General features: G+C 41.4%; 13 protein-coding genes. 4 read left to right on the forward strand and 9 right to left on the reverse strand.

The window, feature by feature from the left end; genetic code table 11:
• Positions 1–304 precede the first annotated feature (304 nt).
• Both JMX63_RS10385 and JMX63_RS10390 read left to right on the forward strand, forming a co-directional pair.
• Complete coding sequence (locus tag JMX63_RS10385; RefSeq protein WP_201556124.1) at positions 305–1,288, forward strand: class 1 fructose-bisphosphatase; 984 nt, start codon at positions 305–307, stop codon at positions 1,286–1,288.
• Positions 1,289–1,393: 105 nt separating this feature from the next.
• Entirely contained in the window at positions 1,394–2,188 is a 795-nt protein-coding gene (locus JMX63_RS10390) for a TrmH family RNA methyltransferase (protein WP_101204852.1), read from the forward strand.
• Positions 2,189–2,419: 231 nt separating this feature from the next.
• Here JMX63_RS10390 and JMX63_RS10395 read toward each other — a convergent pair whose 3' ends face one another.
• The 8 genes from JMX63_RS10395 to JMX63_RS10430 form a co-directional block, all read right to left on the reverse strand.
• Positions 2,420–3,352, reverse strand: coding sequence for an electron transfer flavoprotein subunit alpha/FixB family protein (locus JMX63_RS10395; RefSeq protein ID WP_057758839.1), 933 nt, complete (start codon positions 3,350–3,352; stop codon positions 2,420–2,422).
• A 152-nt stretch (positions 3,353–3,504) separates the two neighbouring features.
• Positions 3,505–4,254, reverse strand: coding sequence for an electron transfer flavoprotein subunit beta/FixA family protein (locus tag JMX63_RS10400; protein ID WP_057758837.1), 750 nt, complete (start codon positions 4,252–4,254; stop codon positions 3,505–3,507).
• Positions 4,255–4,704: 450 nt separating this feature from the next.
• On the reverse strand, positions 4,705–5,274 hold the full coding sequence (locus tag JMX63_RS10405; protein WP_201572266.1) for a DUF421 domain-containing protein: 570 nt from the start codon (positions 5,272–5,274) through the stop codon (positions 4,705–4,707).
• Positions 5,275–5,541: 267 nt separating this feature from the next.
• Positions 5,542–5,754 (reverse strand): cold-shock protein, encoded by a 213-nt coding sequence (locus JMX63_RS10410; protein ID WP_057758834.1) that lies wholly within the window; start codon positions 5,752–5,754, stop codon positions 5,542–5,544.
• Between the two features lie 363 nt (positions 5,755–6,117).
• Positions 6,118–6,549 (reverse strand): hypothetical protein, encoded by a 432-nt coding sequence (locus JMX63_RS10415; protein ID WP_165598246.1) that lies wholly within the window; start codon positions 6,547–6,549, stop codon positions 6,118–6,120.
• Positions 6,550–6,846: 297 nt separating this feature from the next.
• Positions 6,847–7,863 (reverse strand): ketol-acid reductoisomerase, encoded by a 1,017-nt coding sequence (gene ilvC, locus JMX63_RS10420; protein ID WP_101204856.1) that lies wholly within the window; start codon positions 7,861–7,863, stop codon positions 6,847–6,849.
• 134 nt (positions 7,864–7,997) lie between these two features.
• Positions 7,998–8,495 (reverse strand): acetolactate synthase small subunit, encoded by a 498-nt coding sequence (gene ilvN / locus JMX63_RS10425; protein WP_057758828.1) that lies wholly within the window; start codon positions 8,493–8,495, stop codon positions 7,998–8,000.
• A complete protein-coding gene (locus JMX63_RS10430; protein WP_201556139.1) occupies positions 8,495–10,207 on the reverse strand; it encodes an acetolactate synthase 3 large subunit in 1,713 nt (570 codons plus the stop codon). The genes ilvN and JMX63_RS10430 overlap by 1 nt, the downstream gene beginning before the upstream one ends.
• 990 nt (positions 10,208–11,197) lie before the next feature.
• Between JMX63_RS10430 and JMX63_RS10435 the strand changes: the two genes are divergently transcribed.
• Positions 11,198–11,695, forward strand: coding sequence for a DUF4124 domain-containing protein (locus JMX63_RS10435; protein WP_102092415.1), 498 nt, complete (start codon positions 11,198–11,200; stop codon positions 11,693–11,695).
• 22 nt (positions 11,696–11,717) lie between these two features.
• On the opposite strand, the gene JMX63_RS10440 is transcribed toward JMX63_RS10435, so the two are convergent.
• On the reverse strand, positions 11,718–13,541 hold the full coding sequence (locus JMX63_RS10440; RefSeq protein WP_201556122.1) for an NAD(P)H-hydrate dehydratase: 1,824 nt from the start codon (positions 13,539–13,541) through the stop codon (positions 11,718–11,720).
• Between the two features lie 244 nt (positions 13,542–13,785).
• On the opposite strand from JMX63_RS10440, the gene queG reads away from it, so the two are divergent.
• Positions 13,786–14,943, forward strand: a complete 1,158-nt coding sequence (gene queG / locus JMX63_RS10445) for a tRNA epoxyqueuosine(34) reductase QueG (RefSeq protein ID WP_227673314.1) — start codon at positions 13,786–13,788, stop codon at positions 14,941–14,943.
• The last annotated feature ends 92 nt before the right edge of the window (positions 14,944–15,035 follow it).

The following is a 15,035-nucleotide window of genomic DNA, read 5'->3' on the forward strand; positions in this document are numbered from 1 at the left end:
AGATACAAAGGACATTTTGACGCTTATTTGCTACAATTTACCGTAATCAAATTCGACCAAAAAATAGCCTCAGCAGACAATCAGAAAGCGTGAGTAGACATGCTGTATTCTCATAGAGAATAATTCTGACAAAACTATAAATGAATAACAATAGATATAGTGTAGCCGATTTTATGGTCGGGACAAAGATGCCGTATTAGCTATTTAAGAATTTACCTATTTCAGGTGTGCTAAATGCCACCTACTTCTTTACTTTGACACCTATCCGTTCTTTTACTTTCCATACTATTTATTAGGAAGCCTTATGACGACCTTAGCAGACTATCTAAACCAACATGCTACTAGCCCTGCACTTAACGACGTGATTACCACTGTCACTGATGTCGGTAAGACGATTTCACAACTGCTCAGAAAAGGCGCTCTGGCAGACATCTTGGGCGAAGCAGGTAACCAAAACGTCCAAGGCGAAGATCAGAAAAAATTAGACGTACTAGCCAATGACTTACTACTAGATGCATTGGCAAAAAATACACATTGTGCTGGTGTTGCGTCAGAAGAGCTCGATGACGCGACCCCTGCTAATGATGACGGTAGCCTATTGGTGTTATTTGACCCATTAGATGGCTCATCAAATATCGATATCAATATGGCTGTAGGTACGATTTTTTCTATCTTACCGTATGAACGTCAAGGTCAAACCAGTGAAAACAGCGACTATCTACAGGCAGGTAACAAACAGCTAGCAGCCGGTTATCTGCTATATGGTACCTCTACTGTCCTAGCGTTAACCGTCGCTGATAAAGTTGTGATGTTTAGCCTAGATCCAGAGACTTCTGACTATGTGCTGATAGAAGACAATGTTCAAATCGATGCCGATACGAGCGAGTATGCTATCAATAGCTCAAATTATCGCTACTGGCGTGCGCCGATGCAGCAGTACATTGATGAGTTAATCGCTGGTGAAACAGGTGTACGTGGACGTGATTTCAATACGCGCTGGGTAGCAGCCATGGTTGGTGACGTCCATCGTATTTTATGTCGCGGTGGTCTGTTCACTTATCCGTTTGATACCAAATACGCTCATAAAGCGGGTAAACTACGCTTGATGTATGAAGCCAACCCAATGAGCTTATTGATTGAACGCGCGGGTGGCGGTGCGACAGACGCGGTCAATCGTATCTTAGATATCGAACCGACTGATATCCACCAGCGTGTACCAGTAGTACTCGGTAGCAAAAACGAAGTCAGTTACGTGAAAGACTTACACGTCAATTATTCTGAGAAATAATTGATTGACGCGCCTGTTAAGAACAGTCAGCAGAACGCTAAATTAATAATAGATATTTTGCTGGTTATCTAAACGACTCCTTTACTCTTCTCTAAGCGATCCACTATGGTATTAAATCCCACCGAGCTGATTACCTCAGATAAGAACACAACCGTGAAGCTTGTAAAAGCACTGTTGTCCCAAGCACGCCAGCGTAAAAAGAACGGTCAGACAGTCATAGAAGGCGTCCATTTGATAGATGCTGCGCTGCGTAGTGATTATCCTTTCGCTCAAATACTACTGTCTGAGTCAGCGCGTAGCCACTCTGAAGTTCAGCAGATATTGACTCGCCTGCCCACTTATACGCCTATTCTTACTTTGTCAGACTCACTCTATGAGAGTATTCGTAGCTTGGGTACAGGCATCGATATCATGGCGATTATCAAAGTACCAACGCCTAGCTTATCGATGATCAATGAAGACTGCTTAATCTTGAACGACGTACAGGATAGTGGGAATGTTGGTACGCTACTACGCACAGCTGCAGCCGTTGGTATCCGCAATATCTTATGTACCAGTGCGACCGCTCAAGCTTGGTCTCCCAAGACGCTACGAGCAGGTATGGGTGCACAGTTTGCACTGACTATTTATGAGGGCTTGAGTACACAAGATATTTTAGATCAAGTACAAGTGCCGCTTTTGGCAACTAGCTCACATACAGATACTATCATTTACAATCACGATTTATCTGCACCTGTAGCATGGATTATGGGTCATGAAGGTCAAGGCGTTAGCGACGAGCTAATGCAATGTGCCACGCCGATAGCATTACCGCAGCCAAATGGTCAAGAGAGCTTAAATGTAGCGATTGCAGGGTCTTTATGTCTGTATGAGACCTTACGCCAAAGACAATACTCTTAGCATGCATTTATAACTGTTATTAAAGCCTAATTTATTAAGCATAAAAAAACCCACTACCAATTGATAGTGGGTTTTTTATTATCTGCCTACTACTGATATAGTCAAAGAGGTCTAAAACGGATATAAAGCATCCAACTGCAGATTGTACAAGTAGTACATCTAAGGAGGGTAACGCCGTAGCCGTTTAGTAGTTCTGTGACTATATATTAAACCTTACTAGTTAGCTCAATATTAAACCTTACTAGTTAGCTCAGGCAGTGCTTCGAACAAATCAGCTTCTAAGAAGTAATCAGCAACGCTAGCAATAGGCGCTTCTGGGTCATTGTTGATAGCAACGATGACTTTAGAATCTTTCATACCAGCCAAATGCTGAATTGCGCCTGAGATACCAGCTGCGATATATAGCTGCGGTGCAACGATTTTACCCGTTTGACCGACCTGCATATCGTTTGGTACATATCCGGCGTCAACAGCGGCACGTGATGCACCAACAGCAGCGCCTAGCTTATCGGCCAATGGCTCAATGTACTTGGTGAAGTTTTCACCGTTTGCCAATGCACGACCACCAGAAACAACAATACCAGCTGACGTCAATTCTGGACGATCAGACTTAGCCATTTCTTCGTTCACAAAGCTAGCTTTGCCAGTTTCTTGTACATTGTCGATAGTTTCAACAGTAGCTGAACCGCCTTCGCTTGCCACTGGGTCAAACGCAGTAGTACGTACTGTTAGTACCACTTTGTCTTCTGTTGTTTTTACTGTTGCCGTTGCATTACCTGCGTAGATAGGACGCTCAAACGTTTGCGCATCTACTACACCTGAGATTTCAGACAACATGCTGACGTCAAGTAATGCAGCAACGCGTGGCATAAAGTTTTTACCAGTCGTGGTCGCAGCCGCTAGGATATGGCTGTAATCACCAGCGATATCAGCAACCAATAGTGCCACGTTACCTGCCAATTGATGCTCATAAGCAGCGTTGTCAGCCAATAGTACTTTAGTCACGCCTTCTGCTTTTGCCGCTTCATCAGCAACAGCTTGGCTACCACTACCAGCAACCAATACATGGATATCATCACCCATTTGTTTAGCAGCAGCGATCGTGTTTAAAGTTGCCTTTTTTAGACTGGCATTGTCATGTTCTGCATATACCAAAATTGCCATGGTTTTAGTCCTTTATATATTCGTATTATCTATTCATGCGGTTGTTTGTGTACAAAGCTATTTGAGAAACTATCATTTAATCTAAGATAAAGCAGTCAAATTCACAGCCTTGTACAGGATATGCCGTAGCGAAGTATCCAATCATTAAAACATTAAATGACTTTTGCTTCGTTTCTTAGCTTATCGACCAACTCATCAACTGAACCTACTGTAATACCAGCTTTACGGTCAGCAGGTGGCACGACTTTAATAATCTCTTGCTTAGATGTCATATCAACACCGAAATCTGCTGGCGTTTTCTCATCAAGTGGCTTTTTCTTCGCTTTCATGATGTTAGGCAATTTAGCATAACGTGGCTCATTCAAACGTAGATCAGTCGTGATAACCGCTGGCAAATCAAGAGCAACAGTTTGTAGGCCGCCATCAATCTCACGCGTTACGTTTACTTTGTCGCCTTCAACTTTCACTTCTGATGCAAACGTACCCTGACCGATACCCATCAATGCCGCTAGCATCTGACCAGTTTGGTTGTTGTCATCATCAATCGCTTGCTTGCCTAATAAGATAATATCAGTGCTTTCAGCTTCAGCGATACTTTTTAGAATCTTAGCAACTTGTAGTGGATATGGTTTTTCGTCACTTACGACTAACACACCACGGTCAGCACCTAGCGCTAGGGCTGCACGAATCTGCTCTTGTGACTCTTTTGGACCGATTGAAGCAACAATGATCTCATCAATGACGCCAGCTTCTTTCAGACGAACCGCTTCTTCTACTGCGATTTCATCAAAAGGGTTGATTGACATTTTAGTGTTTGATAAGTCAACGCCAGAGTTGTCGGCTTTTACACGAACTTTTACGTTATAATCAATGACACGCTTGACCGCTACTAATGCTTTCATACGTTCCTCGTTTATTAATGTTATGAGTTAAAAATTGTCAGTTAAGAACCAAAGGTTCGTTGTGGTTCAAATTGTCGTTCAAAATACTGCTCAAGGTTATTACTACATCAACAGAATATAGTTAACTAAGAAAGATGAGCCAATACCTAAGAGCATATTAGCATTGTATCTCTTACTAATGAAATCTGCTAAAGCTAAGCCGACCGTTATTATCAGACCTATGTATCTTGCGTCAGCAGGCAGATAAGGTCAAGACAACGCCGTGAATAATGCGTCATAAATTTGTCAACACTCTACAATAAATACTCTATAAGCGCATCGTTTCAAGATTTTTATGGTTCAACAGCTCAAAATGCTCATACCCTTTATAGCATTCTAAGCCTTAGCTTTACTTAATATTTTGTTATTATTTATCTCTTCAAAGTTAACGGATAAGAATAGTTAATCGAGTCAGACCTGCGACTTACCATTCTTACTAGCACCAAGCAATAATTCGCTATCACGTATATCGTCAAATAAAGACCAATCAGGTTCGACATCATTGTTCTTGATGACACTCATATCACCTGTCGTCTCCATAATCACTGCAAACACTTCTGTTTTCGCTTTGATACCATTTTTACGTAGCACTTCCTGCACATCGCTGGTACTAAGATTAGCCTCTTTTAGATTATCATCTAAATACTCGCCATGAGCCATTAGGATAATAGCTTGATTATCTATCAGAGCTTTTAGTGGTTTTATTTTGCGTCTGATAATTGAAATAACACCCTGTATCAAGAATAGCACCGCAACAGCAAACAATCCTTGAAGTAGAGAGGGCTTATCTGACAACACTGTCGACGCTAATATACTACCAATACCAACGGTCATGGCAAAATCATGGCTTGATAACTTGGAAAAACTGCGTAAACCCATCAATCGAGTAAACAGCATCAATCCTACGTAAAAGCCTATAGCAGATAAAGAAATCCCGAGCACTTGTTGCCAGTCAATTGAAAGCCAGTTTTCCCACTTCATAATACAACCTTATTTATTACATCTTTATTAAATCATTGTTCGTTATTACCTGATGATGTTAACTGTCAAAATCAATAGCAATTTATCTAAAGAACACTTTGTCATATCAAAAAAGTCCCATAAAAAAAGCAACCTGATAAGAGGTTGCTTCTTTTTAAAGTCGATACAGTATTTTTATTGTTTTAACAAACAAAGTAATCAATGCATATTGATAATCTTATTGTCATTAAGTTTACTGGCAAGCAGTTAGCCTAATAATAAATGAGATTAGATAGCTTCGATTTGCTCAGCTTGTGGGCCTTTTTTGCCATCACCTAAGATGAAAGACACTTTTTGGCCTTCGGCTAGAGTTTTGAAACCGTTACCTTGGATAGCGCTGTAGTGAGCGAATACGTCTTGTCCGCCGTTGTCTTGAGCGATAAAACCAAAACCTTTAGCTTCATTAAACCACTTTACAGTGCCTTCAACTTTATCTGACATAAATTTTCCTGACTCTTTAACTGTTGGCGAGACTTGTGTCATCACCGATTAATTGATATATACCCTAATATTTTCTGCTAAATGCGGCGGCCAAAAATGCTAAATAATCTTAAAGAAAATTTGGATTTTTTGCCTCAAATATCTTGAGTACAGTCTGATTATAACAGTTTTCCATGGTAGGAACAGTCTAAATTGCTGATTTTTGTAAATAAATACTAACTATTGTTGCAAGCTAACATCGATAGTAATCAGCTCTATATCTTATTGATATAAAATAGTTTTTATTTATAGATGTACTACAACTTCATCAGTAAACCACTAATTAAATAAGTCGACATAGATGATGATAGGTTGGAATATCAATCATTGCAATGACGATGTTGGTAGCCATGCTGAACTCAATACGAGCAAACATAACGCAAAAAATACCAATGAAAATGACTGACTATAGGCAATATACTTGGCTGGAATGACCAAATCTTTAGGAGAGTCAGGGATGCCTTTGCGCTTAAGTAGCTTGGTACCATATATCCAACCAAAGGTCGTGTATATGCCATATGCAGCAGGCACTGCGATAGCTAACGGGGTCAAATCAATAACGTATAAAATTACCACTGATATGAAGAACCATAGAGTATCTAACAATGAACTGACTTTGAAGAATTTAGATTGAGGCAGTTTACCATCGGTCTGTTTGAGCATCTCCCCTTCTATCCAAATTAAAACTGCTACCACAGCGCTAAGAGTAATATATACGAATTGCGGCGTTAGCCAGTCTGAATAAGATATTTGCACAGCATACAACCTATTATCTATAGAAAGTGAGAATGAAGCATCCGCCCGCTTCGAATACTTAGAAACGGGTAAGAACAATGATGAATGTTGATCGCAAAGGCGCTTTGGCCAATGTTAAGGTGCCTGCTTATATTGGGTAGCGATTACTTGTTTTCAACCGATAACCCAGATTCAAATCAAAGCAAAAAGCGCCTATCAAATACTTTGCATAAAAAAACCCATGCTATCAAGTGATAACATGGGCTATTTAATCTAAATCAGATTATTATCTGAATAAGACTTTTATCTGTATAAAACTTAGTTTTTGTCTTTATCGATGATTTTGTTGCCACCGATCCATGGCATCATGCCACGTAGCTTAGCACCAGTGATTTCGATTTGATGATCAGCATTGTTACGACGACGCGCAGTCATTGATGGATAGTTGGTTGCGCCTTCAGAGATGAACATCTTCGCGTATTCACCAGACTGGATGCGTTTTAGTGCATTACGCATGGCTTCACGTGACTGCTCATTGATAACTTCAGGGCCAGTAACATATTCACCGTATTCAGCGTTGTTACTGATTGAGTAGTTCATGTCAGCGATGCCGCCTTCATACATCAAGTCAACGATCAGCTTTAGCTCATGTAGACATTCAAAATAAGCCATTTCTGGTGCATAGCCTGCTTCTGTTAGCGTCTCAAAGCCCATTTTAACTAGCTCTACTGCACCACCACAAAGTACGGCTTGCTCACCGAATAGATCCGTTTCAGTCTCATCTTTGAACGTTGTTTCGATGATGCCTGAACGACCACCACCAACACCAGCAGCATACGATAATGCTAACTGTTTGGCTTGACCAGAAGCGTCTTGATAGATAGCGATAAGATCAGGGATACCGCCGCCTTTAGCGAACTCTGAACGTACAGTATGACCTGGTGCTTTTGGTGCAACCATGATGACATCAAGATCGCCACGTGGTACTACTTGGTTGTAATGAATCGCGAAACCATGAGCGAAAGCTAACGTCGCACCTTCTTTGATATTTGGCTCGATTACATCATTATAAAGCTCTTTTTGGAACTCATCAGGCGTCAAAATCATGATAACGTCAGCAGCTTTTACTGCTTCTTCTACTTCAGCAACTTTTAGACCAGCATTTTCAGCTTTTTTCCATGAGCTTGAATTTGCACGTAGACCAACAGTTACATCGACGTCTGAATCTTGCAGGTTAAGCGCGTGTGCATGGCCTTGTGAACCGTAACCGATAATGGCAACTTTTTTACCTTGGATAATAGATAGGTCACAATCTTTGTCATAATAAACGTTCATAAATAGAGTCCTTGTTCTCAATCATGGCTTGCCATGGATAGTAAACGCTTATGCTGTAGTCAATATAATAACTAAGATAAGCGCTTTGTTGATTAGATAAATAAATATTGGTTGAAACTGGTTTTGATAAATAATTAAATGCTGAGGGTTTTTTCACCGCGGGCAATACCGATAACACCTGAGCGAACCACTTCCATAATGCGCTCACGGCCAATCACATCGATAAAACCATCAAGTTTGGCTTTGTCACCCACGATTTGAATCGTATATAAATTCGAATTTACATCGACGATTTGTGCGCGGAAAATATCTGCGCTACGTTTAATCTCTTCACGAACACCGCCTGTTGCACGGACTTTAATGAGCATTAATTCACGCTCAACGTGTACGTTCTCCGTTAGGTTAAGCACTTTAACCACTTCAATCAATTTATGCAATTGTTTGGTGATCTGCTCAATTCTTTCAGGTGATGTAATGGTCGTAACCGTTAGACGTGAGATACTTGGGTCATCAGTAGGCGCGACGTTCAAAGTTTCGATATTGTAGCCACGTTGTGAGAACAAGCCGACTAACCGCGACAACGAACCCGCTTCGTTTTCCATCAATACCGAAATCAGATGTTGTTGTTGCATTAGGTACGCTCCCCTTTTGTTAACCACATATCACGCATGGCCTGTCCAGCGATTTGCATTGGATATACATGCTCATTACGATCGACGTAAACATCGATAAATACCAGTTTGTCTTTCATAGCCATTGCTTCAGCCAATTGTGCCTCCATGGTCGCAGGGTCAGTAATTTTGATACCGACATGACCATAGCTTTCAGCCAATTTGACAAAATCTGGTAAGGAGTTCATATAAGACTGGGCATGACGACCTTCATACAGCATATCTTGCCACTGCTTCACCATACCAAGCTGCGCATTGTTAATGTTGAGAATTTTAACTGGTAAGTTATATTGCAAGCAGGTCGATAGCTCTTGGATATTCATCTGAATAGAGCCTTCGCCAGTAATACAAACCACATCACGCTCAGGATTGGCAAGTTTGGCAGCCATTGCATACGGCAGACCAACACCCATGGTACCAAGACCACCTGAATTCAGCCATTGACGTGGCTCATTGTAAGTATAGTAAAGTGCCGCAAACATCTGATGCTGACCGACGTCACTTGTGATAATAGCGTTACTGTTAGTCACTTTATCTAGAGCTTGTACGACACTTTGTGGCTTAATGCCATTATCTGTGCTGGTGTCATAACGTAAGCCATGACGCTTACGCCACTCATTAATTTGTGACCACCAATCGAGCAATGCGTGCTGCTCTAACTGCTTGTCTTGACCAACGATCTCTAGCATGTCCGTTAAGACCGACTTCACATCACCTACGATAGGAATGTGCGCAAGAATCGTTTTTGAAATTGACGCAGGATCGATATCGATATGAATGATGGTTGCGTTAGGGCAGAATTTTTTGACGTTGTTGGTCACACGATCATCGAAACGCGCGCCGACAGCTAAAATCACATCAGCGTGATGCATGCTCATATTGGCTTCGTAAGTACCGTGCATGCCAAGCATACCTAAGAACTGACGATCAGAGCCAGGGAATGTACCAAGACCCATCAAGGTATTAGTCACTGGTAAATTCAAACGATGTGCAAGATCTGTTAATTCTTCGTGCGCATTGCTCCAAATCACACCGCCGCCTGCATATACAACAGGACGCTGCGCTGCTAATAGCGTTTCCATGGCTTTTTTGATTTGACCGCTATGGCCTTTGAGTGAAGGCTGATAAGAGCGTATAAAAACTTCTTCTGGATATTCATAAGCGAATTTTTCGCTAGGCGCAGTCATATCTTTTGGCACATCAATGACGACAGGGCCTGGGCGACCAGTCTGGGCAATATAAAATGCCTTTTTTACAATCATTGGAATTTCGCTAGCATGGCGTACCTGAAAGCTATGCTTAACGATAGGACGTGATACGCCTACCATATCTGTTTCTTGGAAAGCGTCTTCACCGATTAGGCTGCTTGGCACCTGACCTGCGATTACAACCATTGGTACAGAATCCATAAAGGCAGTAGCAATAGCTGTCACGGTATTGGTCGCACCAGGGCCCGATGTGGCCAACACGACGCCAGTATTACCAGTCACTCGCGAATAAGCATCGGCCATGTGGCCCGCTGCTTGCTCGTGACGTACTAAGATGTGCTCAATATTTTCTTGCTGAAACAGCGCATCATAAATATGTAAGACCGCGCCACCTGGATAGCCAAAGATGTATTCGACACCTTCGTCAGTCAGTGCTTGCACCAGCATTTCAGCGCCCGATAGCATCACAGGCTGTGCACTACCTTCTGCAAGACGTTGTTGCTTTTGTTCAAAATTTTTGGCGGCATTACCCGTTTGGGTATGTCCCGTCATGTTCGGACTTTGCGTGGTTTGCGTCACTGTCATCACCTTTTTTTGCGGCGAGAATTTGCGGGATTCTATGAGTAAAAATAATTACTTACCGTCGTTATTTTCACTTACTGAATGATCGCTAATTCTTGTCCATATCAAGAATATCTGCCTAATAGGTTTAATTAACACTGTCTGATAGGACAATACTAATCAAACATAGCAGTGTATTTTAGGTCAGCTTTGTGATGGATGTTTATCGATATACAGTGACAAGATGCGAGTGCATCTATAAAAGAAGAGGCTTATTATTGAGATTTGATACTAGCAAGTACCTATTGTGACTTTATTTGTGTGACTCTATTTGTACAGATGCATCGATATACACAAGCAAAAAAACTTCATAACCAATGCTAAATTATAAGATTTTTAAAACTTACAATAGGCTTTGGGGAAATCTCTTAACGTCATACTATATCGCGTTTGATACAACTGCTAAAAACACATTTAGCACATTTCAAATAATAAGTTTATCTTAGTCATTGTAGACAGATAAGTCCGGAGACAATGTATCGCTATTAATAGTGATCGTTGTGCCACTATGCTTGCTATATCATTATCACAAAGGAAATAAAACTGCGTAAGCTACCGATAAGTAACTTGTAGTTCTCTTTCTCAAGTGCCACGGCAACATCGTAAAAGCCGCTCACTGACCAGTCAACTGCTATTATATTCGATGGTTTACGAGTTATTGTCAAGCAAAACTTCTAAAGCCTATCCCAAACTATTAGTTATTAAATAATATACATTGATAAGTATTATTTGCTAGAATCGATAGTCGATACATTATTACTACCAATAAAACGTTCAAGTGTTATATTTACACCCATATACATTTGATTTTTATTAAATAAGAGGATTGCTACTATGGCATATGCGTCTAAGATAAATACCGCTGCCAAACTGTTGATGAGTACCGCGTGTATGCTAATGCTGTCCATGAATGCCAGTCAGGCTATTCAAGTTTATAAATCTATTGGGGCACATGGTGAGGTAAAGTATAGCCAACATGCGCCGCAAGTCGGCAAAAATATCGAACTGATTGAGTTTCGTAGTGACGGTAGACAGAACAATGCAGGACAAATGGCAGGAAAAACAGATCCCAACCAGAGCAGCAATGCTCAAACTGCAGAAGAACAACGAGTAGCCGCACTTGAAGCACGTATTAAAGAACAAGAAGCTCAGGCTAATGCTCAGCGCTGCCAATCACTACGTAATAACTTGACCAACCTAAATGTAGGCGGACGCATCTATGAGATGGATGCCAATGGCAAACGTCAGTACCTAGATGGTCGTGAGATTGAGCTTAAGCGCGAGCGCGTACAGCAAGCGATTACTCAGTATTGCTCCAACCCTTCTACCTAGCCAGACCTCTTGAAAGCAAATATCAAACTATCATAAGCTGCATGACGTGACGAATGGCTGCTGGCATATCTTGAGCTTGTAGCCCTTGTTGCCCCACTAGTAATGTATTGGTGTCGCTATTCGCTTGATTGACTAATACATCTCCTGCAAACCCATGTATAAGAACTGCTTGATGTAAGCTACGCGCCTCTGCTGATAAATCTTGCTGTGCCAATAGTCCAGCAGTCACCCCAGATAGCACATCACCCATGCCAGCGGTTGCCATGCCAGCATTACCCACATCACAGACGTATATTTGCTCTTTTCCTTCTTCTTGCTCTAGCACTAACGATCCTGCCCCTTTTAACACCCAGTCACCACCGTATGTCGCGGCGCACTGTTTTATAGCTTGCAGTCTATTGGACTCAATCTCTCTTACTTTTTGCTCAAGCAATCTAGCTGCTTCCCCACTATGCGGCGTCAAGCAAACCCGATGATTAGTACTATATTCTCGTAGCTCTGTTATCAGCTCATGATTGTCCACATGTAGTGATGCCAAGTGATAAAGACCATCAGCATCAATCACGATTGATTTTTCATTCTCTATAGCAGCCTGTACGTAATCAATAAATAATGCGTTGGCTTTTTCGTCATGGCCAAGTCCCATCCCAATGGCAACGACACTGGCCTGCTTGATTAAATTTTTTACGCCGCTTGCGTCATGTAAATTAATGGTCATCGCATCTGGCAATGAGGTCAATAGTGACCCATGAAAAGCCTCATGGCAGGCAACTGTTATTTTACCGGCACCTGTCGCCATCGTACTGGCCGCAGACAGTATGGCAGCACCGCCCATACCTTGAGAGCCATCGACGCGATTTCCGCCAATGACTAATACATGACCATAGCTGCCTTTGTAGCTGTTTTGGCGACGTGGCTTCATACTATGTGCAGCCGTCAGCAGCGTAGCAACTGGCGCAAATGCTTGACTGGTATTTTTCTTAGGTATCATATGATGGCTAGCTGTTTGCGGACATGCCATTTGATGAGGTATCAACGGTATATCGACTACGTCTCCGCTATAGTCTGTACCGTCTTTGGTATGCAGACCAAACTTACGCGCAATCAAACATAAAGTCACGTCAGCTTGTATTGCTATATGCTCGAATACCTCACCAGTAGAGGCTACTAACCCACTCGGAATATCGACTGCTATTGCTAAGGCGTTATTTTGTTGAGTAAAGTTATTAAAAGCTTTAATAGCTGCTTTATAGGCTCCCTCTGGTGCACGATCTAAGCCAATACCAAATAATGCATCGATATAGATATCAGCTGGCAAAACTCTTTTATCCGCATCATCGTGACTAATAATATCTTCAAACAGTTGATAGTGACAACTGCTCGCTAAAGCTACCTGTAATGCCTTTGTCGCGTCCGTTATATTCCCACTGTCACTGTCTTCATTGTTAGAATTTTTAGAAGTGACTGATTGATTATCGATAACAAAATCATTTTCACTAAAACCAACCGTTATTATCTCGATTTGCCAGCCAGCTTGCTGTAAATAATGAGCGATAAGCCAACCATCACCACCATTATTACCTTTCCCTACCCAGATACTTGCTCGACGTGGATGAGCACTACGGTGATAAACGTTAGTATTGGTAGAATGGCTGGCACTGACATTTTTTCGCTCATAAATCTGTTCTATTTGCTGTGTCGTTTGCCAAGCGGCTTGTTTCATCAAACCAAAACTGTCGTATCCCTCTGCAAACCAAGCCTGCTCCATCGCATAAACCTGCTCACTATTATATAGCGCAATAGGTTTTGTATTTTTTATAGGTGACAAATTGGTATTATTTCTCATAACTTATCCTTGGTGTTTCTACTCATTTTTTATTCTATTTAAATTTGATTGCTCATTTCTCATATCAGCTTAGCAAAAGCTTACCTCGACTTATGTATCAATATGAATGTGAGTTTATTTTCTTTTATACTTGCACTCATTGCTCACTGGCTTATCATAGCGGTATTTACATTATCTCTGATTGTCAGATATGAATAATCTGATTAAAACAAACGAGAAAACATCTAATAAGCACCTACTCTCTATGCCTACTGATAAAAATAAAATTACCATTACCAATCCAACTGTATTTGCAACCACAGCTGATGTTAAGCAATGGATCAAAGCACAAGCACAGGCACTAGGATTTGCTGATTGTGGTTTTTTATCTGTGCATCATCCTTTGTTTACTAAGCAGATTGAACAACTACAGAAGTGGCTAGATAAAGGTTATGAGGGTCAACTGCAGTTTATGCACAATAATCATGTTCTGCGCGCTCATCCTGATCAGCTAGTCGAAGGCGCAAAGACCATCATCAGCGTACGTATGGACTATCTAACTCAAGCACCCATACCGCGTGCTGTCACTGATAACGATCACCCTAATAAAGGCATCATTGCGCGTTATGCAAGAGGGCGCGACTACCATAAAACGATGCGTAGTCGTTTAAAGCAATTGGCTTTGAAGATAGAAACAATGCTTCCTGAATGGCAACATTTGGATATCGGTTCAGAGAAAGAATTTGTGTTTAGACCTTTTAGCGATTCGGCGCCTATCTTTGAGCGGCCTATTGCAGATGCAGCAGGTCTCGGTTGGACAGGTAAACATACACTACTTATAAATAAGCAAGCTGGCTCATTTTTTGTGCTTGGTGAGCTATTTTTGAGCCTTGAGCTACCCGATGACAAACCAGTCAAGGAGCATTGCGGTAGTTGTAGCGCTTGTATTGACATATGCCCTACTCAAGCAATTATAGCGCCCCATGAGCTTGACGCCTCTGCTTGTATCTCCTATTTGACTATCGAGCACGATGGAGTCATCGACACTAAATATCGACGCGCGATAGGCAATCGGGTCTTTGGCTGTGATGATTGTCAGTTAATCTGTCCATGGAATCGTTATGCCAATCTAACTACTGTTGATGACTTCGCACCAAGGTACGGATTGGATAATAGTAGCTTGCTTGAACTATGGCAGTGGCAAGAAGCCGACTTTATGAAGAACACTCAAGGTAGCCCACTAAGACGCACCGGCTATGTGAATTTTTTACGTAATATCGCTATCGGCCTTGGCAATGCTAATGCCAGCTTAGAAGTAGTCGAACAGTTAAAATCTAAATTGACCTTACATAATGACATGCTAGATGAGCATATCGAATGGGCTCTAGCTGAGCAGCACAATAAGCTAGACTTAACCAATTAACCAATTAACCAATTAACCAATCACTTTATAACTATCAAATATCCCTGAGATAAAATGGTTATTTGAAGTGTACAACATAAAAAAAGCCTCTT

This window comes from Psychrobacter nivimaris (assembly GCF_904846365.1).
Taxonomy (GTDB): Bacteria; Pseudomonadota; Gammaproteobacteria; order Pseudomonadales; family Moraxellaceae; genus Psychrobacter; species Psychrobacter nivimaris_B.